The 20,768-nt window shown below is 70.3% G+C and carries 20 protein-coding genes and 1 tRNA gene; 3 read left to right on the forward strand and 18 right to left on the reverse strand.

From position 1 onward, the window contains the following. Nucleotides 1-77: 77 nt before the first annotated feature. Nucleotides 78-959, reverse strand: coding sequence for a DUF5926 family protein (locus ACZ4TR_RS00450; protein ID WP_465285150.1), 882 nt, complete (start codon nucleotides 957-959; stop codon nucleotides 78-80). Nucleotides 960-1,012: 53 nt separating this feature from the next. Here ACZ4TR_RS00450 and ACZ4TR_RS00455 point away from each other — a divergent pair, with 53 nt between their 5' ends. Continuing rightward, a complete protein-coding gene (locus ACZ4TR_RS00455) occupies nucleotides 1,013-2,179 on the forward strand; it encodes a cytochrome P450 (RefSeq protein WP_465285151.1) in 1,167 nt (388 codons plus the stop codon). 142 nt (nucleotides 2,180-2,321) lie between these two features. On the opposite strand, the gene mca is transcribed toward ACZ4TR_RS00455, so the two are convergent. Beyond that, entirely contained in the window at nucleotides 2,322-3,167 is an 846-nt protein-coding gene (gene mca / locus ACZ4TR_RS00460; RefSeq protein WP_465285152.1) for a mycothiol conjugate amidase Mca, read from the reverse strand. Next, a complete protein-coding gene (locus ACZ4TR_RS00465) occupies nucleotides 3,164-4,519 on the reverse strand; it encodes a DHA2 family efflux MFS transporter permease subunit (RefSeq protein ID WP_465285153.1) in 1,356 nt (451 codons plus the stop codon). The genes mca and ACZ4TR_RS00465 overlap by 4 nt, the downstream gene beginning before the upstream one ends. 89 nt (nucleotides 4,520-4,608) lie before the next feature. Between ACZ4TR_RS00465 and ACZ4TR_RS00470 the strand changes: the two genes are divergently transcribed. Then, nucleotides 4,609-5,199, forward strand: coding sequence for a TetR/AcrR family transcriptional regulator (locus ACZ4TR_RS00470; RefSeq protein WP_465285154.1), 591 nt, complete (start codon nucleotides 4,609-4,611; stop codon nucleotides 5,197-5,199). Here ACZ4TR_RS00470 and ACZ4TR_RS00475 read toward each other — a convergent pair. The 13 genes from ACZ4TR_RS00475 to ACZ4TR_RS00535 all read right to left on the reverse strand — a co-directional run bounded on the left by ACZ4TR_RS00475 (nucleotide 5,196) and on the right by ACZ4TR_RS00535 (nucleotide 19,248). Beyond that, nucleotides 5,196-6,224: a DUF4328 domain-containing protein gene (locus ACZ4TR_RS00475; RefSeq protein WP_465285155.1), complete on the reverse strand. Its 1,029-nt coding sequence runs from the start codon at nucleotides 6,222-6,224 to the stop codon at nucleotides 5,196-5,198. The two genes, ACZ4TR_RS00470 and ACZ4TR_RS00475, sit on opposite strands and share 4 nt — an antisense overlap. Before the next feature lie 2 nt (nucleotides 6,225-6,226). Beyond that, nucleotides 6,227-6,586, reverse strand: a complete 360-nt coding sequence (locus ACZ4TR_RS00480) for a rhodanese-like domain-containing protein (RefSeq protein ID WP_247016004.1) — start codon at nucleotides 6,584-6,586, stop codon at nucleotides 6,227-6,229. A 197-nt stretch (nucleotides 6,587-6,783) separates the two neighbouring features. After that, on the reverse strand, nucleotides 6,784-8,412 hold the full coding sequence (locus tag ACZ4TR_RS00485; protein ID WP_465285156.1) for a solute symporter family protein: 1,629 nt from the start codon (nucleotides 8,410-8,412) through the stop codon (nucleotides 6,784-6,786). Beyond that, nucleotides 8,409-8,759 carry a DUF485 domain-containing protein gene (locus ACZ4TR_RS00490; RefSeq protein ID WP_465285157.1) on the reverse strand — a complete coding sequence of 117 codons (351 nt, stop codon included), beginning with the start codon at nucleotides 8,757-8,759 and terminating at the stop codon, nucleotides 8,409-8,411. The genes ACZ4TR_RS00485 and ACZ4TR_RS00490 overlap by 4 nt, the downstream gene beginning before the upstream one ends. Before the next feature lie 125 nt (nucleotides 8,760-8,884). Then, nucleotides 8,885-10,675 (reverse strand): sodium/solute symporter, encoded by a 1,791-nt coding sequence (locus ACZ4TR_RS00495; RefSeq protein WP_465285158.1) that lies wholly within the window; start codon nucleotides 10,673-10,675, stop codon nucleotides 8,885-8,887. Nucleotides 10,676-10,705: 30 nt separating this feature from the next. Further along, nucleotides 10,706-11,239, reverse strand: a complete 534-nt coding sequence (locus ACZ4TR_RS00500) for a hypothetical protein (RefSeq protein ID WP_364516206.1) — start codon at nucleotides 11,237-11,239, stop codon at nucleotides 10,706-10,708. Nucleotides 11,240-11,250: 11 nt separating this feature from the next. Continuing rightward, nucleotides 11,251-12,087 (reverse strand): LytR/AlgR family response regulator transcription factor, encoded by an 837-nt coding sequence (locus tag ACZ4TR_RS00505; RefSeq protein WP_360664733.1) that lies wholly within the window; start codon nucleotides 12,085-12,087, stop codon nucleotides 11,251-11,253. Nucleotides 12,088-12,167: 80 nt separating this feature from the next. Next, nucleotides 12,168-13,559, reverse strand: a complete 1,392-nt coding sequence (locus tag ACZ4TR_RS00510; protein WP_465285159.1) for a glycoside hydrolase family 16 protein — start codon at nucleotides 13,557-13,559, stop codon at nucleotides 12,168-12,170. 157 nt (nucleotides 13,560-13,716) lie between these two features. Continuing rightward, nucleotides 13,717-14,562, reverse strand: coding sequence for a S49 family peptidase (locus ACZ4TR_RS00515; protein WP_465285160.1), 846 nt, complete (start codon nucleotides 14,560-14,562; stop codon nucleotides 13,717-13,719). An 84-nt stretch (nucleotides 14,563-14,646) separates the two neighbouring features. Further along, nucleotides 14,647-15,960 carry a histidine kinase gene (locus tag ACZ4TR_RS00520; protein ID WP_465285161.1) on the reverse strand — a complete coding sequence of 438 codons (1,314 nt, stop codon included), beginning with the start codon at nucleotides 15,958-15,960 and terminating at the stop codon, nucleotides 14,647-14,649. 292 nt (nucleotides 15,961-16,252) lie between these two features. Next, nucleotides 16,253-17,113, reverse strand: coding sequence for an Fpg/Nei family DNA glycosylase (locus ACZ4TR_RS00525; RefSeq protein WP_465285162.1), 861 nt, complete (start codon nucleotides 17,111-17,113; stop codon nucleotides 16,253-16,255). Nucleotides 17,114-17,152: 39 nt separating this feature from the next. Continuing rightward, on the reverse strand, nucleotides 17,153-17,593 hold the full coding sequence (locus ACZ4TR_RS00530; protein WP_360664753.1) for a DUF983 domain-containing protein: 441 nt from the start codon (nucleotides 17,591-17,593) through the stop codon (nucleotides 17,153-17,155). A 113-nt stretch (nucleotides 17,594-17,706) separates the two neighbouring features. Further along, complete coding sequence (locus ACZ4TR_RS00535) at nucleotides 17,707-19,248, reverse strand: sigma-70 family RNA polymerase sigma factor (protein WP_465285163.1); 1,542 nt, start codon at nucleotides 19,246-19,248, stop codon at nucleotides 17,707-17,709. A 187-nt stretch (nucleotides 19,249-19,435) separates the two neighbouring features. On the opposite strand from ACZ4TR_RS00535, the gene ACZ4TR_RS00540 reads away from it, so the two are divergent. After that, nucleotides 19,436-19,508 (forward strand) — tRNA-Gly (locus ACZ4TR_RS00540). A 263-nt stretch (nucleotides 19,509-19,771) separates the two neighbouring features. Here ACZ4TR_RS00540 and ACZ4TR_RS00545 read toward each other — a convergent pair. Then, nucleotides 19,772-20,173 (reverse strand): immunity 7 family protein, encoded by a 402-nt coding sequence (locus ACZ4TR_RS00545; RefSeq protein ID WP_364516194.1) that lies wholly within the window; start codon nucleotides 20,171-20,173, stop codon nucleotides 19,772-19,774. Nucleotides 20,174-20,206: 33 nt separating this feature from the next. Next, nucleotides 20,207-20,746, reverse strand: a complete 540-nt coding sequence (locus tag ACZ4TR_RS00550; RefSeq protein ID WP_465285164.1) for a DUF2716 domain-containing protein — start codon at nucleotides 20,744-20,746, stop codon at nucleotides 20,207-20,209. Nucleotides 20,747-20,768: the final 22 nt, after the last annotated feature.

Genomic DNA, 20,768 nt, shown 5'->3' on the forward strand with positions numbered 1-20,768 from the left:
GGCGCGAGCCCGGCATTGATCGGCGCTGGGTGAGCTGGCGGCGGATGAAGCCGTCGCGGGCGCGGGCCCGGCGCGGGTCAGCGCAGGGTGAGCTGGCGGCCGATGAGGCCGTCGCGGGCGCGGCGCTCGGTCGCGTTCAGCGGTTCGGCGTCGAGGGACTTCAAGGCCGTCTCGAGGCGGGTACCGAGGGCGTCCTTCGCCTCCGCCCACTCGCGGGCGTGGGCCTCGGGGTCGAGGTCCCAGACCGGGACCAGCAGGCCGTGCGCCCGGAACGAACCGGCGTAGCGGGAACCCTCGCCGAGGCCGAGCTCACCGGCCGCGGACAACCGGGCCAGCGCCTGGAGCAGCAGGTTCTCCGGCTCCGGACGGACCCAGCGCAGGTGCGCCTTCTCACCGGCGAGGACCCAGTAGGCACCCGAGCCCAGACGTTCGGTCGGCATGATCGCGGCGTTCGCGCGCTCGAGGGACACCGCGACGTCGCCGGTCGCGTCCGCGTCCGCCGGCAGCCACCAGGCGAAGTCCTTGTGCAGCGTGACGTCGAGCTCGGCGCCAGGCGTGAGCAGGTCCTGGAGACGGGCGTGCTCGTCGGCTTCCGGCGGGGTCGTCGTGTCCGGCACGCCGAGGACGTCACCCTCCTTGGCGTCCAGCAGCCACTTCAGCGAGCGGCCGAGGTCGCGGCTGATGTCGGAGGAGCGGGTCTGCACCTGCAGGCCGAGGTACCGCTGGCCGTCCGAGCGGACGAACGCGGCCGCGGCCATCGGCAGCACGGTGCCGAGGGTGACGTCGCCGCCGTCGGCGAGGGTCAGCTTGGCCGTCGCGGACGGCACGAACTCGCGCAGCGCGATCAGCTCGGGCTCCGCCGCCAGTCCCTCGAACGGCTGACCGACGAAGACGTCGCGCACCTTCGGCTTGCGGTCCGTCGCCTGCTTGGGCCCCTTCTTGCGCGCGCCCTTGCCCATTGCTGCCTCCTCTGGCTCGGCTTGGAACGCTATCGAAGGGCTAGTCTCGCGACGTGTTCGACCCCCGCGATCCCGCGTTCCTGGAAGACCCGTACCCGGCGTTCGCCGCCCTGCGCGAGCAGGGCGACGTCCATTTCCACGACGAGCTGGGGCTCGCCGTGGCGGTGTCGCACGCCGCGTCGTCGGCGGTGCTGCGGCACCGCGGACTGGGCCGGATCTGGCAGGACGCGCAGCCGCTCGAACGGTTCGCGTCGTTCAACCTGCTGCACCGCAACTCCCTGCTGGAGAACGAGCCGCCGGCGCACACCCGCCTCCGCCGGCTGATCGCGGGCGCGTTCGGCCGCGGCCACGTGCAACGGCTGCGGCCGATGGTCGCGACGCTCGCCGACCGGATGGTCGACGACCTCGCGGCCGCGATCGCCGCCGACGGCAGCGCGGACCTCCTCGAGCACCTGGCCCAGCCGCTGCCGGTCGCGGTGATCGCCGAGCTGCTGGGCGTCCCGGGGTCCGACGGGCCCCGCATGGTGGAGTTGTCAAACAGCATCGTGAAGATGTACGAGTACGGCCTGCCCGAGGACGCTCGTGACGCCGCCGAGCGGGCGGCCGCCGAGTTCGTCGAGTACGTCCGGTCGGTGGCTTCGGCTCGCGCCGACGCCCCTGGTGACGACATCATCAGCGACCTCCTGCGCAGCGAGCTGACGCCGGACGAGCTGGTCGCGACCGCAGTGCTGCTGCTGATGGCCGGCCACGAGGCGACGGTCAACGTGCTCAGCAACGGCATCACGGCGTTGCTCACGCACCGGGACCAGTGGGAACGCTTGCTGGCGGCTCCTTCCTTGCTGGATTCGTGCGTCGAGGAACTGATCCGCTTCGACGCGCCGTTGCAGCTGTTCGAGCGGACGGCGACCGAAGACGTGTCGATCTGCGGACATGTCGTCCCGCAGGGGCAGAAGATCGGCGCGCTGCTGGGTGCCGCGGCCCGGGATCCCAAGGTGTTCGACGCGCCGGACACCCTCGACATCGGGCGGACGCCGAACGCCCACCTCGGCTTCGGCTTGGGCATCCACTACTGCGTGGGGGCTCCTCTCGCTCGGGTGGAGATCGCCGCGGCGTTGGGTGCGCTGGCCGCGAAGCTGCCGGGGTTGCGGATCGCCGAGGCTCCGCGGCGACGGCCCGAGTTCGTGATCCGGGGCCTGCGGGAGCTTCGCGTCACCGTGTGAGGCGGGTCCGGCGTGATCCGGGGCGGATCTCGCGTGACTGGACGCGGAACTCGCGTGATTGAAGGCGTATCTCGCGTGATTGGAAGGGCATCTCGCGTGATTGGGGAGGCATCACGCGTGATTGGACGGACGACACGGGGGTTCATGGGGTTACTCCGGTGAAGAGGTCCTCCTCGACGTTGGGACCGGGGGTTGGGTGGGCCAGGTGGTAGTCCTCGTAAGGCCACGCTTTTCGTTCTATTTCGCGTGAGTGGGCGAAAAACGGGTGGGCCGGGTCGACCTGGGTCTGGTGGGCCAGCAGGGCTCGGTCGCGCGTCGCGAAGTGGGACTCGCACCGGATTCGGGTGGTGACCGGCAAGGGATCTTCGAGCGGGAGTTCGGCCAGGACGTCCGCCATCGCGGACTCCTGGCCGGCAGCCACGGTCGCGTCGTGCAGGGCTTGGAACCACGCTCGGCTCAGGGTTGCTTGGTAGTACAGCTTTTGTGGCTGCCAGGGTTCGCCGGTGCCCGGGTAGCGGGCGGGGTCGGCGGCCGCGGTGAAGGCTTCGAGCGTCACCTCGTGGGTGCGGATGTGGTCCGGGTGGGGGTAGCCGCCGGTTTCGTCGTAGGTGATGACGACGTGCGGGCGGAACTCGCGGATCAGCGCGACCAGCGGAGCAGCTGCTTCCGACAGTGGGAGGGCCGCAAAGCAACCTTCCGGCAGTGGGTCGCCTTCATCGGGCAAGCCGGAGTCGACCAGCCCGAGGAAACGTTGGCGGACGCCCAGGATCTTGGCTGCCGCGGCCATCTCGCGACGGCGGACCGCCGGGAGGTCGGCGCGGTTTTCGGCGGTGTCCACCGCCGGGTTGAGGATGTCGCCGCGCTCGCCGCCGGTGCACGTGGCGACCAGAACGTCGACGCCTTCGGCCGCGTAGCGGGCCAGGGTCGCCGCGCCTTTGCTGGACTCGTCGTCGGGGTGGGCGTGGACGCTCAAGAGGCGGAAGGTCATCGGATGCTCCTTCGGGGGTAGAAAGCCGCGGGGATCAGGGTGAAAGCGGACAGTGCCAGCGCCCACGTGAACGTCGTGCCGAACGCCGTGGAAGGCGCCGACGACGTGAGTGCGTGGTGGAGGATCGCCGCCAGGAGCGCTGTACCCAGCGAGCCACCGACTCGGTTGATCACGTTGAACGCGCTGGCCGCCCGGGGAATGCGGGAGCGTTCCAAGGAGCCGTACAGCGTGGTCATTCCCGGAGCTGTCGCCGCGCCCAGGCCGGCTCCGCGGATCAGGAGGGACAGCGTCAGCAGGACTCCGCTCGGGGCCGAGCCGAGCTGGGTGAACGCAACCGTGCCCAGCAGGGACAGGCCGATGCCGGCCAGCATCATCTGCCGAGGGCCGAAGCGGGCCAGCAGCCGACCGCCCGCGAGAAGGACCACCGCCGACCCGAGGGCCTGCGGTGCCAGCAGCAAGCCCGCCTCCCACGGGCTCGCGTGCTCCACCTGCTCGTAGTACAGCGGCAGCAGCAACATCGAGCTGTAGAGCGACGCGCCCAGCAGAAAGGTGCTGATCGAAGCCACCGCGAATCCCTTGTCCCGGAACAGCTCCAGGTCGAGTACCGGCGACGGCGTCCGCGACGCGTGGATGCCGTACGCCAGCAGCAGCACGGCTCCGGCGACCCAGGCGACGATCACGCCTTCGGCCAGCCCGTAGACGAACGCCGCGAGTCCCGGCGAGAGCAGGAGGATCCCGCGGACGTCCAACGGCGAACGAGCGCCGGAAGGTGCCGGAGCCGGGAGCAGCCGGCGGGCGACCACGAACGTCACCAGGCCCAGCGGGACGACCCCGAAGAACATCCAGCGCCAGCCGAAGTCCGCCACCAGGGCGCCGCCGAGCAGCGGGCCCAGCACCGGCGCCACCGTGGCCGGCAGGGTGACCACCCCGATCATGCGGCCCAGGGCCGGCCCGGCCTCCTGCGCGAACACCGCCTGTCCGACCGGCTGCATCAGCCCGCCGCCCAGGCCGTGGAGCACCCGGAACGCGATCAGTGCCGGCGCCGACCACGCGAAGCCGCACAGCAGCGTGCCCGCCGTGAAGATCGCCACCGCCGTCAGCCACACCGCGCGGCCGCCGAAGCGATCGGTCAGCCAGCCCGACAGCGGGATCGCCGCCGACGCCGCGAGCAGGTACGCGCTCGCCACCCACTGCACCGTCGTCACCGGACTGCCCAGGTCACGGGCGATCGAGTCGATCCCGACGGTCACGATCGTCGCGTCGAGGATCGACAGCACCGCGCCCATGATCAGGACGCCGCCGAGCTTCCACAGCCTCGCGTCGGGCCGGGCCACTGCCGTCGTCACATCCACCCCCAGGAGATTAGGTCGAACCTCAGATTAGGTCCGACCCACTGACTGGGTCAAGCACAATCTTGGGTCCGACCCAGTAGAGTGACCCCATGAGCGAGGGACTCCGGGCCCAGAAGAAGCACGAGACCAGGAAGACCATCTCGGACGTCGCGACGAAGCTGTTCATCCGCAACGGCTTCGAGGACGTGACGATCGCGGACATCGCCACCGAGGCGCGGGTCGCCAAGATGACCGTGACGAACCACTTCCCGCGCAAGGAGGACCTGGTCTTCGACATCCGGGCGGACTTCACGTCCTGGCCGGCCACCCTGGTCCGCGACAGCGTCTTCCACGACACCCGCGAGCTCTACTTCGAGGCGCTGGGCGCCGAACACGCGCTGGTCGGCTTCTCGGGCCCCGGCTTCGTGCGGATGATCAAGGAGAGTCCGGTCCTGACGAACGCCCTGCACGAGATGCACCGCGAGCGCGAGGCCGCCCTCGTGCACCTGCTGATCCGGCGTCACCCCGAACAGGGGCTCGAGCCGGTGCTCGCCGCCGCGCACCTCGCCACCGTGCTGCGGGTGCTCTTCCAGGAGGTCTTCGACCGGAACCTCGAAGACGAGAAAGGCATCGCCGACGCGGTGTGGCCCATCGCCGAACTGGCCTTCGACCAGCTGGAACCGGTGCTCGGCCGGTACTAGCGCGCCGCGCCCGCGGGCCGCGCGTTGCGCAGCTCGGGCTCCGGAGCCCCGGTCACCTTCAGGACGCGCATCGAGCGCACGGCTCGCGCGTCCGACGGCGCCACCAGGGCGGAGAACCGGCGCACGACCAGCGCCGTCACCACGGCCAAAGCGGCCGCCGCCAGGTCGGTCAGCGCGACCAGGACAACACTGTCGGCCATCGACTGGACGTCGTCGCGGAAGCGCCAGACGATCGTCACGCCCAGCAGCACCCAGTTCAGCAGCCAGGCGCCCCACCACACGAGGATCTGCCGCGACGGCTTCGGCCGGACGTCGCGCGGGCGGCCCAGCACCGCGTGCTCCAGCTCGCCGGCGATCGACAGCGCCATCGGCAGGTTCGCGATCGGCACGAGGACGCCGACCAGCACCTGCCACACCGGCCGCGCCGGGTCGTCGCCCGAGACGTCCGCCGCCGCCCGGCGGGCGACCAGCAGCCACCAGAGCGACAGCCCGGCGGGCAGCAGCGCGAGGATCGAGGCCAGCAGGCCGGCGGTGAGCACGAAGCCGTCGGAGAACGCCACCACCGAGCGGTTCAGCGCGGACTCGCGCCCCTGGACGAGCAGCACGTACCGCCAGACCTCCGCGCCGGCGGCGACCACGGAGAGAAGCGCGAACGCGAAGAGGACACCGATCAGGCTGCGGCTGAGCACCGACATCCGGTCGATCGGGCGGACCTCGTCGGACGCCGTGCCGGGCACCGACGTCGGACGACGCCAGACGAGGTTGGGGAAGCCCCAGCGCGGCGGCACCGGGTACGACGGCGGCCCGTAGTACCGCTCGGGCGGCGGCACGCGGCGACGCGGCCACGCGCCCGGCGGCGGGGTCGCCACCCAGCGCAGCTTCGGCCGGTGCACGGGACGGCGGTGGTACGGGTACGACTCCGGCTGGGCGGCCAGCGTCCGGCCCTGCAGTTGCTGGGCGTTCGGCGGCGGCGCCTGGCGCGGCCAGTACCCGGGTGGGTACCGAGGAGGCTGACCCGGCTGCAAGGCTAGATCACTTCGGGATCGATGCCGGGGTGCTCGCCGACCATCGGCCGGCCTTCGCGCTGCCACGCGCCCATGCCGCCGGCGACGTTCACCGCGTCCCAGCCGCTCTGGTTGAGCCACGCGGTCGCGCGGGCGGACCGGCCGCCGCTGCGGCAGATCACGTGGATCGGCTGGTCGTCGGGCAGGTCGGTCAGCTCGCCGACGCGGGCGGGCAGCTCCCCCATCGGGATGTGCACCGCGCCGGGCGCGTGTCCGGCGGCCCACTCGTCGTCTTCGCGGACGTCGAGCAGCACGAGGCCGTCCTTGGGCAGGTCGCGGACCTCGGCGGTCGGCAGTTCAGCAGGGCTCACCACGATCTCCATGCTGCCATGCGGGGGCGTTGCCCGCGCGTGAGGTGGACGTGTGAAGGGACCGTTCGCGCCGGATCGGGCGGCGGCGGCCCGTTCGCGCCGAACTCGGCCGGGCGGAATCGGGCATCACACGTGATCCGGGAGGCATCTCGCGTGATTGGAAGGGCGACACGGCGGGCGGGCCTCCCGAAGTTCGGGAGGCCGCCGGCTCAGTGCGAAACAGCCTTCTCGGCACCCGCGCCGGTCAGCGCGCGCACCTCCATCTCGGCGTACTTCTTCGCGTTGCGTTCCTTCGACAGGATCGTGCCGAGCCAGCCGAGCAGGAACGCTGCCGGGATCGAGACCAGGCCCGGGTTGTCCAGCGGGAACCAGTGGAAGTCGACGCCCTGGATCATCGACGCGCTCTTGCGGGTCTTCGCGTCCACCGGCTTGCCCGAGACCGCCGGCGAGAAGACGATCAGCACGATCGTGACGACCAGCCCGCCGTAGATCGACCACAGCGCGCCCTGGGTGTTGAACCGCTTCCAGAACAGCGAATACAGGATCGTCGGCAGGTTCGCCGACGCCGCCACCGCGAAGGCCAGGGCCACCAGGAACGCGACGTTCTGGCTCTTCGCCAGGATGCCGCCCGCGATGGCCAGCGCGCCGATCACCAGCGCCGTGATCCGGGCGACGCGGACCTCGCCGCCGGTGGAGACCTGGCCCTTCTTGAGCACGCTCGCGTAGACGTCGTGCGCGAAGGACGCCGACGCTGTGATCGTCAGGCCGGCGACCACCGCGAGGATCGTCGCGAACGCCACCGCGGAGATGAAGCCGAGCAGCACCGGGCCGCCGAGCTCCAAGGCCAGTAGCGGGGCGGCCGCGTTCGTCGTCCCGGGAGCCTTCGAGATCTTGTCCGGCCCGACGAGCGCACCCGCGCCGTAGCCGAGGACCAGCGTGAACAGGTAGAACACGCCGATCAGCACGATGGCCCAGACCACCGAGCGCCGCGCGTCCTTCGCGGTCGGGACCGTGTAGAAGCGCATCAGGACGTGCGGCAGGCCCGCCGTGCCGAGCACCAGGGCGATGCCGAGAGACAGGAAGTCGAGCTTCGTCGTGCCCGTCTTGCCGTACTGCTTGCCCGGGTCGAGCAGCGCCGCGCCGCCCTTGCCGCCCTTGTCGACGGCGGCCTGGAACAGGCTGGACAGGTTGAAGCCGTACTTGCCGAGCACCCACAGCGTCATCGCGAACGCGCCGACGATCAGCAGCGCCGCCTTGATGATCTGCACCCAGGTGGTGCCCTTCATGCCGCCGATCAGCACGTACACGATCATGATGACGCCGACGACGGCGATCACGACGTCCTGCCCGGCCTCACCTTCGATGCCCAGCAGCAGGTTGACCAGGCCACCGGCGCCCGCCATCTGCGCCAGCAGGTAGAAGAACGAAACGACCAGCGTCGAAATCGCCGCCGCCGCGCGCACCGGCGTCTGCTTCATGCGGAACGCGAGGACATCGCCCATCGTGAACTTGCCGGTGTTGCGCAGCAGTTCCGCGACCAGCAGCAGCGCGACGAGCCACGCCACCAGGAAACCGATCGAATAGAGGAAGCCATCGTAGCCGTTGACGGCGATCGCGCCCGCGATCCCGAGGAACGACGCCGCCGAAAGGTAGTCGCCGGAAATCGCGATGCCGTTCTGCGGACCGGTGAACGCCCGGCCGGCGGCGTAGTAGTCCGACGCCGTCTTCGTGTTCCGGCTGGCCCGGAACACGATCACCAGCGTGATCGCGACGAAGACCAGGAAGATGATGATGTTGAGGGTGGAGTTGCTGCCCTCCACGCCCGCCGCGAGGGTCATTTGCCGGGCTCTCCTTCGATGCGGGCGCGGATCTCGTCGGAGACCGGGTCGAGCTTGCGGTTGGCGTAGCGGACGTAGAGGCCCGTGATGACGAACGTCGAGACGAACTGCAGGAGGCCGAAGACCAGGCCGACGTTGATGTTGCCGGCCAGCTTGGTGCTCATGAAGCCGTGCGCGTAGTCGGCGAGCAGCACGTACAGCAGGTACCACACCAGGAACAGCGCGGTCATCGGGAACACGAACACCCGCAACCGGCGGCGCAGATCCGTGAATTCGGGACTCTTCTGGACTCTCTCCCAGTCGGTTTGCGGCTCCGCGCCACCGACGTCGTGTTCGGTGCTGCTCACAGCGGATCTCCACCTTCCGTTTTTTCGTACTGGCCGTACTGGTAGAAACCAACGGAACGTATGGGTCGACCGTGTAACTCGTAATCCCTCGATCGGGTATTACTTTCTTACTGACTGTCAGCGCATTACTTGCGGTGCCGGCCTCGACCGGCGGTTCGCGTCTTTTCTTCGGCTTGTCCGAATCGGGCGACAGCCCTATCGCGCATGAAGCCGAGCGGATCGGGCGCGTGCAGCCGCAGCATGATGTCGTGCACGTGGTCCGGGCGGCCGTACCCGGTCGCGCGGCTGACGAAGTACGTCGTCACGAACGCGATCGGCACGGTGATCAACGCCGGCTGGTTGACGAACCACGGCGCCCAGCCGCCGGTGTAGCCGCTCACGACGTTGACGATCAGCGCGGCCAGCACCAGGCCGCCGCCGACGAACATCCCGGCCAGCGCACCCGGCCAGGACAGCTTGCGCCACCAGATGCCGAGCACCAGCAGCGGGCTGAACGTCGACGCGGCGAGCGCGAAGGTCAGCCCGATCGACAGCGAGATGTCCTCCGGCCGCAGCGCGACCGCCAGCCCGATCGGGAACAGCGCGACCAGCCCGGTCGCGACGCGGAAGTCGCGGACCCGGCCGGGCAGCAGGTCGGTCGAGACCACCCCGGCGACGCTGACCAGCAGCCCGGACGTGCTGGAGAGGAACGCGGCGAACGCGCCGGCCGCGGTGACCGCCCCCAGGATCTGGCCGCCGACCCCCGGCAGCATCGCCGAGGGCAACCGCAGGATCGCCGCGTCCGTCTTGCCGGTGACCAGCAGCTCCGGGACGTACATCCGGGACAGCGCGCCCAGCAGCGTCGGGAACAGGTAGAACAGGCCGAGCAGCAGCAGGACGTGCACGGTGGTGCGGCGCGCGGCCTTGCCGTCGGGGTTGGTGTAGAAGCGGACCAGCACGTGCGGCAGGCCCATCGTGCCCAGGAACGTCGCGAACATCAGCGAGTACGTCTGGAGCAGGTCGGTGAGGCTGCCCGAGCCCGGGTGCAGCCAGTTCGCGTTGTCCGCGACCGAGTCGCTGACCACCGGCACCGGTGTGCCGGCCAGGAACTTCAGCTTGGTGCCCTCGGAAACCGTGTGCGGCGCCAGCGGGGTCCAGTGCGTCGGGCCGGCGGCCGGGCCGTTGTCGGTGCGCCCGTAGGCCCAGAGGTAGGTGTCGCTCCGGACGTGCAGGGTGACGTCGGTTTGGACGTCCACTGTGGTGTCGCTGGTGAACACCGGCGGCGCCGCCGCGCCGAGCGGGCGGAAGCCGTCCGGGCCGCCGCCGGCGAAGAAGACCATGCACAGCACGAACGCGGGCACCGAGATCGCGAACAGCTTGAGCCAGTACTGGAAGGCCTGGACGACGGTGATCGCGCGCATGCCGCCGGCGATCACGTTGAACGCCACCAGGACCATCACCACGACCGCGCCGGCCCAGACCGGCACCGGCAGGATCGTCGCCAGGGTCAGGCCGGCGGCCTGCAGCTGCGGGACCATGTAGAGGATCCCGATGAACACGACGAACCCCGTGGAGAACCGGCGGAGGCCCTTCGAGCCCAGCCGCATTTCGACGAAGTCGGGCAGCGTGTACGCGCCGGAGCGCCGCAGCGGCGCCGCGACGAAGAGCATCAGCGCGAGGTAACCCGCGGTGAAGCCGATCGGGAACCACAGCGCGTCGGCCCCGTCCTTGAGCACGATTCCCGCGATGCCGAGGAACGACGCCGCGGACAGGTACTCACCGGAGATCGCGGCGGCGTTGCGGCGGGACCGCACGGTCCGCCGGGCGACCAGGAAGTCGTGCGTGCTCGTGGCCGAACGCGAAGAGCGGTGACCGAGGAAGAACGTCACCACGGCGACCAGCACGATGCCGGTCAAGGCCCACGGGTTCAGCTGCACGGAGGAATCCTCGCACGAGCGGGTGCGAAACTAGTTTTCGATCATGTCCACGAACGCGCGTTCGTTGCGTTCGGCCAGCCGGTTGTACCAGATGCCCACGCCGAACAGGAACGGGAACGGCAGGACGCCGAGGATCAGCCAGGCCACCGGGATGCCGACCACGCTCAGCCGGGAGAACCCGGGAACGAGGTAGAACAGCGCCGGCAGCGAACCGAACACGACGACGACGAGGCCGGACAGCAGCAGCGCCGTGCGCAGCTGGACCTTCACCAGGTGGTCCTTCACGAGCAGCTTGCCCCAGCTGGTCTGCTCTTCCAGCTCGACGCGGGCGCGCAGGCTGCCGCCGCCGCGACGCGGGTCGTTGAGGATCACTCGTTCCCGCTTGGGCCGGGCGTGGTGCTCCGGCTTCGGCGCCGGCTCGTTCTCCGGCGCCGGCGGGAGCGGCTCGACGACGGCCTGCTCCGACGGCTGCGGCAGCGGCCGCTGCTGGCGGACGCGCCGGCCGAGCGTCGGATCGGGCTCTCGCACGCCGTTCGCGCGGCGGTCGTAGAAGTCGTCGCTCATGACCGGCCGGCTCAGCCGTTCCGGCCCGAACCGACCAGCCGGTCCTTCAGCGCCCGGGTGTGCCGCCGGCTGACCGGCAGCACCTTCTCCTCGTTGCCGATCACGACCTGGTAGCCGCCCTGGCCCATGCGCAGCTCGGTGATGAGCGGCAGCGCGACCAGGAACGACCGGTGGATCCGGACGAACCCGGCTTTCTCCCAGCGTTCTTCGAGCTGGGCCAGCGGGATGCGGACCAGGTGGCTGCCTTCGGTGGTGAACAACCGCGCGTAGTCGCCCTGCGCCTCGACCCAGCGGACCGAGGAACGCGGGATGAGCTTGGTGGTGCCCGCCAGCTCGACCGGGATGACCTCGTCGTCGTTCTTCACGCCCGGCTCGCCGCCGAGGGCACCGGGGGCCGGCGCCGCCGCCGCGGCCAGCTTCTCGATCACGCGCGAGATCGCGCGGTCGAGCCGATCCTGCTGGTACGGCTTCAGCACGTAGTCGAGGGCGCCGAGGTCGAAGGCGTTGACCGCCTCCTCGGCGTGCCCCGTGACGAACACGAGCGCGGGCGAGGGCCGGAGCGCGGCGAACACGCGGGACATCTCCATCCCGGACAACCCGGGCATGTCGATGTCGGCGAAGACGGCGTCGACGATCGGCAGGCCACGCTCCTTGCGGTCGCGTAGCCTCGGGTCGTCGGTCGACAGCAGCCGCAGCGCCTCCGACGCGTCGATCGCCGGGAACACCTTCGCCACGTGCGGGCTGTTGCGCAGGCAGTGGACTAGTTCGTCCAGACCTCGAGGCTCGTCGTCCACAGCCAGGACCACGAGCTTCCGGGTGTCATCGTGAGCACTCACAGTGAAACGCATCCTGCCCATTGCCGAGTGCAATGTCCAGCCCCCGTCTGCCTGAAGTGGGGGGACCCCGCCACCGGCGGGGTCCCTCACTGTCAATGCACGAACGTGAACCAGTTGAGGTTCACGAAGTCGGCGGGCTGGCCGCTCGTGAACGTCACGTACACGTTGTGCGTCCCGGTCACCCCGCTGACGTTCGCGGGGACGGTCCGCCAGCTCTGCCAGCCGCCGGTGTTGCCGACCGCGAAGCTGCCGATCGGCGCGTTGGACAGGCTGTCGAGCCGGACCTCGACCAGCCCGCTGACGCCCCCGCCCGCGCCGGAGGCCACGCGTGCCTGGAAGTTCGTCGCCGCGCTGCCGCCGAAGTCGACGTTCGGGTAGAGGGCCCAGTCACCGTTTCCCGCGGGGCCGATGTTCTGGCCGCCGCCGGTGTCGCTGGTCGCCTGCTTGGCCAGGCCGTTCTGCTGGGTGTACGACTCGGCCTGGATCGTGCTGTACGCGCTGCCGCCGTTCCCGGGCGGCGTCGTCGTGGTCGGCGGGGTGGTCGTGCCGCCGCCACTTCCGCCGCGCGTGGTGACCGTCACGTAGTCGACGACCATCGGGTGCCCCGGCACGATCCCCGGCCCCGGCGTGGTCGTGCCGGAGTTGTTGTTGGGGAACGCGCCGCCGATCGCGACGTTCAGCAGCACGAAGTAGCCCTGGTGGCTGGTCATGTTCGCCCACGTCGTCGCGTCGACCTGGTTCTGGCTGACCGAGTGGAACTGCTGCCCGTCGACGAACCAGCGGAACACCTGCGGGCTGACGCTCGCGTCCCACTCGAAGCGGTAGGTGTGGAAGGCCGACTGGCAGCTGCTGCCCGGGCACGTCCGGTTGGCGACGATGCCGGTGGTCTCGTTGCACGGGCCGCCCGGGTTGACGCCGCAGTGCAGGACGCCCCAGACGGAGTTGATCCCGTTGACGTTCTCCATGATGTCGAACTCGCCGACGGCGGGCCAGTTCCACCAGTTGCCGCGGTAGGGGCCGCCGAGGGCCCAGAACGCCGGCCAGTAGCCGAGCGCGGCCGCACCGGTGACGTTCGGCATCTGGATCCGGCTTTCGATCCGCAGGACCCCGCCCGCCGGCGGCTTGAAGTCGGTGCGCTGGGTCTCGATCCGCGCCGACGTCCAGTTGCCGGAGCCGTCCCGCAACGGCGTGATGCGGAGGTTGCCGGAGCCGTCCTGGGAGAGGTTGGACGTGCTCGCCGTGTAGTCCTGGATCTCGCCGGTGCCCCAGTTGCCGGGGCCGCCGGGGTAGGCGTGGCCGGTGTCGACGATCCAGTTCGAGCTCGAGGGCAGGGTGTTCGCGCCGCCGGTGAAGTCGTCGGCGAAGACCGTGGTCCAGCCCGATTCGGGCGGCGGGATGGACGCGGCGGCGGGCAAGGTCAGCGGAATGGCGATGAGCGCGGCGCCGAGCACGGCACCGAGGGCCAGTCTTCGGGAGTGGGGCATCGGGTACGACCTCCTCGTCGTCCGGATTTGTTGCCGATCGCAACAAAGCCCGTTCACAAGGAGACCCGACGCCCCACGGCAACTCCAGAGGCGTTACGCGGCCAGAGTGATTCAGGTCACAAGGTCTGCCCGGAAGTACTCAACCGGACACCGGTTCTCAGAGGCCGAAGCGGGACCACGCCGCCTTCTGGGTCACCGCGTCCAGCACCGCCGATGCCGCGGCCGGCGCACCGATCCCGAGGCGGGCCAGCAGCGGCCGCTTCGGCTCGGCCACCGAGATCTCGGCGTCCGGATAGCGCTCGGTGACCACCTGGCGGAGGCTGCCCAGACCGTCGATCAGGCCGAGCTCCAGCGCCTTCGCGCCGAGCCAGACGTCGCCGGTGAAGAGGTCCTCGGCCTCGGTCAGGCGGTCGCCGCGGCGTTCCTTGACCCAGCTCACGAACAGCTCGTGGAGCTGGGAATGCATCTTCTTCAGCCACTCGACGTCTTCGGGCTTCTCGGGCGAGAACGGGTCGAGGCGGGACTTGTTCGCGCCCGCCGTGTGCAGGCGGCGCTCGATGCCGAAGCGCTCGAGCAGGCCGGTGAACCCGAAGCCGCCGCTGATCACGCCGATCGAACCGACCATCGACGTGCGGTGCGCGTAGATCTCGTCGGCCGCGCAGGCCAGCCAGTACCCGCCGGAGGCGGCGACGTCCTCGCAGAACGCCAGCACCGGCACGCCCTTCTCGTCGGCCAGCTGCCGGATCCGCTCCGCGACCAGCCCGGACTGCGTCGGCGCGCCGCCCGGTGAGTTGATCAGCAACGCGACCGCCTTCAGCCGGTCGTGGCCGAACGCCCTGGTCAGCGCCGACTCGACGGCGGCGAGGTTGATCGCGCCCCTGGCCAGCGGGGACGGCGACGGCGTGATCACGCCGTGCAGCTTCACCACGGCCACGACGTCCTTGCGCTCCACGCGGTCGGCGAGCACCGGGATCCGCGAAGCCAGCTTGTCCGTAACGCTCATAACGCCAGGCTAGCCGGATTTTTCGGGGGTCCGGGTGGCGAAGCCCCCGGCCCGGGGCGAAGCCCCGAATGTCACAGCCGGGATTCAGCCCATGGGGAGGATGCCGGAGCGCGTGCCGTTGACGCCGTTCACTTCGGCGCCGTTGAGCTGGGCCGGGCCGCCCTGCGACGGGACCTCGGCGTCTTCCGAGCTGTAGTCCGGCATGTTCGGCCGGACGCCGGGGACGAACTTCGGCACCCGCAGCGTCACCTTCATGCCGGCGCCGGGCGCGGTCTCGACCATCACCGCGTAGTCGTTGCCGAAGACCTGTTGCATGCGCTGGCTGATGTTGCCGAGCCCGACGTGCGCGCCGGTGCTGTGCGCGTTCTTGACGTCCTTCAGCCGCCGCGGGTCCATGCCGATGCCGTCGTCCTCGACGCTGATCAGCGCCTCGGTGCCGTGGTCCTGCGCGATCACCGTGACGCAGCCGCCGCTGGGCTTGCTGGCGAGGCCGTGCTTGACCGCGTTTTCGACGAGCGGCTGGATGATCAGGAACGGCACGACGACGCTGAGCACCTCGGGCGCGATCTTCATCCGCACCTCGAGCCGGCCGCCGAAGCGGGCGTTCTCGATGGTCAGGTAGCGGTCGATGTTGCGCAGCTCCTCGGCGAGCGAGGTGAACATGCCCGACGAGCGGAACGAGTAGCGCGTGAAGTCGGCGAAGTCCTGAAGCAGCTCTCGCGCCTCTTCGGGATCCGTGCGGATCAGCGCGGAGATCGTGTTGAGCGCGTTGTAGACGAAGTGCGGCGAGATCTGCGCGCGCAGCGCCTTGATCTCGGCCTGCTGGAGCTGCTGCTTCGACTCGTCGAGCCGGGACAGCTCGAACTGCGTGCACACGAACTGGGCGACGGCGTCGGCCATCTGCACCAGCCGCCCGCGGGTGCGGCCGACGACGATCAGCGCCGCCTCGGTCTCGCCCTCGACCAGCAGCGGCACGATGACGGCGGTCTTCATCCGGCAGGTGCCGCGGTGGTTGCACGGCATCCGGTCGTGCGCGACGACCTCGCGGCGGTGCTTGCGGATGGCCGCGCCGATCGCGTCGACGAGGTCCACGTAGTGCTCGTTCGCCTCGCCGTCCCAGGACAGCAGCGTGCCCTCGCTGTCGGTGATGCCGACGGCGACGCAGTCGAGCATCTGCAGCAGCTGGGTGGTGATCTTGTCGGCGGCGTCCTCGTCCAGCCCGGACCGCAGGTTCGGCGCGGCCTTCGACATCCGGTGGACGGCCTCCAGCATGGCCTCTTCCTTCAAGCTGGCCGGCTTGCGCTGTTTCACGAGCAGCACGATCACCACGACGAGGAGCAGGACCGCGACACCCCACGGGATGATCTGCGCAAGCGGAAACCCGGACACGGCGTCCATGCTCTGCGCTCGACCAACCGGGTGCAAGGCCTGATCCCACTTTCTGTCCAACTGTGATGACCGAGGGTTGGAGTGACCCTACTAAGAGTCGGTTGACCGGCCGGCCGATCACCGTCCGCAACGCGCGGGAGGAGCCTCCTGTTCCACCGGATCCGGGGAAAGGGGCAGGAAGAGGCCGGTTTCGCTGTCGGCGATCGCGACCCCACCGGAGCCTGGGTTACCGGCGGCACAGCACGTGCGGCCGAACGGGGGAATCCCGGTGCGTGACGCCGTGACCACAGGTGTCACCCGGCTACTTGAGCAGCCGCGACATCCGGCGGTCGGCCAGCGGCTTGCCGCCCGTCTGGCAGGTCGGGCAGTACTGGAACGACTTGTCGGCGAACGAGATCTCGCGGATCGTGTCGCCGCAGACCGGGCACGGGAGGCCCGTGCGCGCGTGGACACGCAGGCCTGAGCGCTTCTCACCCTTCAGGCGCGCCGCCTTCTGGCCCACCGAACGCCGGACCGCGTCGGACTCGATCTCGACGATCGCCTCGGCCAGCGTCTCCAGCGCGCCGTCGTCGAGCTTGCCGATCGTCGCGTACGGGGAGAGCTTCGCGCGGTGCATGATCTCGTCGGAGTAGGCGTTGCCGATACCCGCGATCAGCGACTGGTCGGTCAGCGCCCACTTCAGCCGGGTGTTCTTCCCGGCGAACAGCTCGCGCAGCTGGACGGCGTCCAGCGCGAGGGCGTCCGGGCCGAGGCGGGCGACGCTCGCGATCTCCTGCGGGTCCTTCACCACCCACACCGCGAGGCCCTTCTTCGTGCCCGCTTCGGTCAGGTCGAAGCCGGGCCCGGTGGCGGACTCGAGGTGCACGCGCAGCGAGATCGGGCCCTTGCCGGGCTTGAGGGGCGCCGCGGCCAGGCCGTCGGACCAGCGCAGCCAGCCGGCGCGCGCCAGGTGGACGACCAGGTGCAGGTCGCCCGCGACGACGTCGAGGTGCTTGCCGTGCCGGGTAGCGCCGGTGATCTCGCGGCCGTGCAGGTCGGTCCACGGCGGGGTCGCCGTCTTCAGGACGCTCAGCGATGCGACATCGATGCGGAAGATCGTCCGGCCGACGGCGTTCTCGCGCAGGTGGTGCGCCAGGGCTTCGACCTCGGGCAGTTCGGGCATGTCCCCAGTTTCACCCCTCCGGCCGAAATCCGGTACCGGCTACTCGACCGGGTGCAGCGGCCCGTCGAAGTCCGGCAGCGAGTGGCGCTGGATCGTCTTGGAGATCTTCTTGACCTCGCCCTGCACGGTGAACATGCCGCGGATGGTGCCGACCCAGCGCTCGGACGGCCGGTCGCCGGTCAGGTCGCCCTCGGTCTCCGCGACCACCGTCCACGGCCGGCGCAGGATCCACCGCAGGGGGAAGAACAGCACTATGAGCAGCAGTGCCAGCAGCACCCACGCCGGGATGTTCACCTCGTTCGGCGTCCACACGACGAGGATCACCGCCAGCAGCGCGGTCACCACGATCATCGCGATGCCGGGGCCGTAGCTGCCGGCGACGTCGTGCTCGAAGTCGTCGGCCGTCGCCGGTGCGCGCCATTCCATCTGCGCACGGACCACCCAGTCGCGGCCGTCTTCGCCGCGCACCAGCCGGTTCATTCAGTTGCCTCCCGGGACGCCCGCAGGGTGAGCCCCACAACGGTACCGTGCCCGGGCTCGCCCGCGCGAGGGAGGAATCGGACATCCCACCCGGCGAAGTTGATCACCGCAGTTCAGGAACCCGACGGACCGGTCGAGGCCGAATCGCCCGGTTCGCCCGAACCAGTGACGGTGGACGTACTGCCCGGGCACGGCTTCCCCGACGTCGGGGTCACTGAGATCGACGGCTCCGTGGACTCCTTGGCACCGTCCGTCGGCTCGGGCTTGCTGGTCACCGTCGGCGAGCCCGCCGGCCGGTCGGCCGGAGAGAGCTCCGGCGCGTCCGCGCTCTCCGGCACGGTCGTGTCGCTGGATTCGGTGATCGTCAGGTCCGGGGTCGGCGTTTCGGAGTCCAGCCGCGGCGACGTCGACGAGTGGTCGGGCGTGCTGAACGTCGACGACGTGACGTCGTCGCGCGGGGTCAGCCCTTCACCGCCGGTGCCGGTGTCCCCGGCCGGGACGTCGACGCCCGGCACTCCGGGCACTTCGTTCGCTCCGAGCTGACGGCTCTCGGTGCGCTGCCGCGCCGGCACGGCGACCCCGGTACCCCGGCCGTTGAGCACGCCGATGCCGATCCGCGGGTTCTGCTGGGCTTGCGGAGGCGGCTGCTGGTGCTCGGTCGGCGGTACCACCACGAGCTCCGGCGCACCGCCGGTCAGCCCGACGTCCTGCACCGGCGTCGTCCCGAACAGGAGGGGGCCGGCCGCGACACCGACGGCGCCCACGGCCGCGGTCGACGCCAGCGCGAGGCCGACCTTGACCTTCGACCCGACCAGCACGCCCTTGATCGTCGCGCCGAGCCCGGCCAGCACACCACCGCCGCTCGCGGCGGCACCCGCCGCCGGCACCAGCAGCACCAGCACCCCGGCGTGCGCACGCAGCGACGAGCAGACGTCGCGCAGCTCGTCCTGGGTCGCGCGGCACGACGGGCAGCCGTGCAGGTGCGCCTTGATCCGCTCCGCCTCGGCGCCGGTCACGCTGCCCGCGGTGAACCCGCCGAGCTTCTCGACGACCGAGCGGCACGAGTCCGGCCCGCGATTCACCGAAAGGTGTGCCTGCAAGTACGCCGCGCGAAGGCCCTGACGGGCACGCCGGGCCAGCGCCGCGGTCGCGTTCGCGCTCAACCCGAAGTGCGTGGCGACCATGGCGGGCTGCTCGCCCTCGACCTCGGTCTGCCAGAGAACGGTCCGCCAGCGCTCGGGCAGGCTGGTGAACGCCGTCGTGATCAGGGTGTGCTCGGCCGTGCGGGCGTGCGTGTCGGCACCCGCCCCGGCGCGGAAGGTCAGCTCGTCGTCGGACACGGGGACGTCGCGGCGGGCACCGTGCCACTCCCAGGAGACCCGGCGGGCGACGGTCAGAAGGTAGGCGCGGACGTAGTCCCGAGGGCCGGAACCACGGCGAAGGGCCTGGAGCACGCGGAAGAACGTCTCCGCGGTGATGTCTTCGGCTTCGGACCGGTCGGAAGCCAGGCTCTGCGCCAGTCTCCGGACGGCGGCGGCGTGCAGCTCGAACAGCTCCCCGAACGCGGCGTCTTCACCGTTTCGAAGTCGTTGCAGCAGTGCCTGCTCGTCGGATTCCGAGGCCGCTGGTGGCGGCACCGTGCCCAGCTCGGTCATCCGGCCCGGCACCTCCTCCCCGAAGGTCTCCCCGTTCGGTCGAATGGGGACACCATACGGAGGGAATCAGCCGTCGTCACCCCTTGTACGCCAGCTGTGACACCGAAGTACCGGGTCAAGACACCGGGGGACCCGCTCATCGGAGCGGTTTCCGCTTGGTATAGAGTGCTCTCAGCAGCAACGCAGTGCGGATGTAGCGCAGCTGGTAGCGCATCACCTTGCCAAGGTGAGGGTCGCGGGTTCGAATCCCGTCATCCGCTCAAGATCAAAGAACCGCTGCTCGGGCCACCCGGGCAGCGGTTCTTTGTCGTTGGACCTTCCTGTACCCACAGCTCGGGTGACCGCCGTCACAGGCGAGTAGTTACCTTCTGGCGGGATTCGTGGCGACTCGGCAACTGTTTCATCCGGTGTTCCGGCCGCGTTCCCGCGATGCCACCTCTTCGGGTGATGCTCGGGCGTGGCCGGGCCCCGGCCAGAAGCCGCCGAAGCAGGAGGCGGGCGCGGGTGCCGCGCCACCCGTGAGCTACAGCTCGTAGACGTCCAGGACCGTCGGGGCGACCGGGGTCAGGTGCGGGTCTTCGCGTTCCGTCACCTGGCCCCGGGCCATGCGGTAGACGCGGAATTCGTTGTCGTGCTCGGGATCCTGGTCGTCCCAGACGTGCAGGAGCCCGTACGAGCCCGCCGCCAGCTCGCCGACCCTCGTGAAGATGTCGAGGAGATCCGGGGCCAGCCGGCCGCCGTGCTTGTCGAAGCCCGCGAAGTGGAGCATCGGCATGCCCGCGCTCCAGCGGAGGTCCACCAGGTCGAAGTCACCCGCGTCGCGGATAGCGCGGTGTACGCGGTCGACCAGGCGCTCCAGGAGCGCCGCGTCGTCATCGCCGCTCGCGGTCGCCTGGATGGTCACCCAGCCGTGATATTCGAACACCCGCGCAACGGTAGCAAGAGATCAACCGCGAGCTCAGCGGGCCAGCGCGGACGGCTTCCCGTCCTTGCGCAGGGTGTTCGTCAGCACGCCTTCGCCGTGCCGCTCGAACGCCGGCACCAGCTTCTCGCCGAACACGCAGAGCGTGCGCTCCCAGGGGTGGCCGAGCGTGCCGAACGAGAAGTCCGCGGACAGGAACAAGTGGTAGTCCGCGCGCGGGAACACCGGCACCGGCCAGCGCGCGCCGGGGGTCATCAGGTGCGGGCGGACGCGGTAGGACTGGTGCTGCCAGTGCAGCGCCCACATCCAGTCTTCGGGGCCGCAGACCTCGCGGAACGCGGCCAGCGCGATCGCCGAGACCTGGTGCTCCTCGACCGCGTACGGGCCGAGGCGGAACTCGGCCGAGGCGCGGTCCAGGTCGCCGGGCGAAAGGTCCCAGGTCCGCGACGGCACCGGCTCGCGGAAGCCCGGCCAGGCGTGGGCGTAGGTGCTCGGCCAGAACCCCAGCTTGTCGTACACCCAGTACCAGGCGGGTTCGTCGGCGACGCGGGAGACGGCTTCCCAGGCAGCATTCACTAGTACGACCTCTGACTCGGCC

The sequence above is a fragment of the Amycolatopsis sp. NPDC028719 genome (genome assembly GCF_055565395.1).

Coding starts and splice junctions, on each gene's coding strand:
- ACZ4TR_RS00450 (WP_465285150.1), bottom strand. CDS start 959: ATGGGCAAGGGCGCGCGCAAGAAGGGGCCCAAGCAGGCGACGGACCGC.
- mca (WP_465285152.1), bottom strand. CDS start 3,167: ATGACCTTCCGCCTCTTGAGCGTCCACGCCCACCCCGACGACGAGTCC.
- ACZ4TR_RS00470 (WP_465285154.1), top strand. CDS start 4,609: ATGAGCGAGGGACTCCGGGCCCAGAAGAAGCACGAGACCAGGAAGACC.
- ACZ4TR_RS00480 (WP_247016004.1), bottom strand. CDS start 6,586: ATGGAGATCGTGGTGAGCCCTGCTGAACTGCCGACCGCCGAGGTCCGC.
- ACZ4TR_RS00485 (WP_465285156.1), bottom strand. CDS start 8,412: ATGACCCTCGCGGCGGGCGTGGAGGGCAGCAACTCCACCCTCAACATC.
- ACZ4TR_RS00500 (WP_364516206.1), bottom strand. CDS start 11,239: ATGAGCGACGACTTCTACGACCGCCGCGCGAACGGCGTGCGAGAGCCC.
- ACZ4TR_RS00505 (WP_360664733.1), bottom strand. CDS start 12,087: ATGCGTTTCACTGTGAGTGCTCACGATGACACCCGGAAGCTCGTGGTC.
- ACZ4TR_RS00510 (WP_465285159.1), bottom strand. CDS start 13,559: ATGCCCCACTCCCGAAGACTGGCCCTCGGTGCCGTGCTCGGCGCCGCG.
- ACZ4TR_RS00515 (WP_465285160.1), bottom strand. CDS start 14,562: ATGAGCGTTACGGACAAGCTGGCTTCGCGGATCCCGGTGCTCGCCGAC.
- ACZ4TR_RS00520 (WP_465285161.1), bottom strand. CDS start 15,960: ATGGACGCCGTGTCCGGGTTTCCGCTTGCGCAGATCATCCCGTGGGGT.
- ACZ4TR_RS00525 (WP_465285162.1), bottom strand. CDS start 17,113: ATGCCCGAACTGCCCGAGGTCGAAGCCCTGGCGCACCACCTGCGCGAG.
- ACZ4TR_RS00530 (WP_360664753.1), bottom strand. CDS start 17,593: ATGAACCGGCTGGTGCGCGGCGAAGACGGCCGCGACTGGGTGGTCCGT.
- ACZ4TR_RS00535 (WP_465285163.1), bottom strand. CDS start 19,248: ATGACCGAGCTGGGCACGGTGCCGCCACCAGCGGCCTCGGAATCCGAC.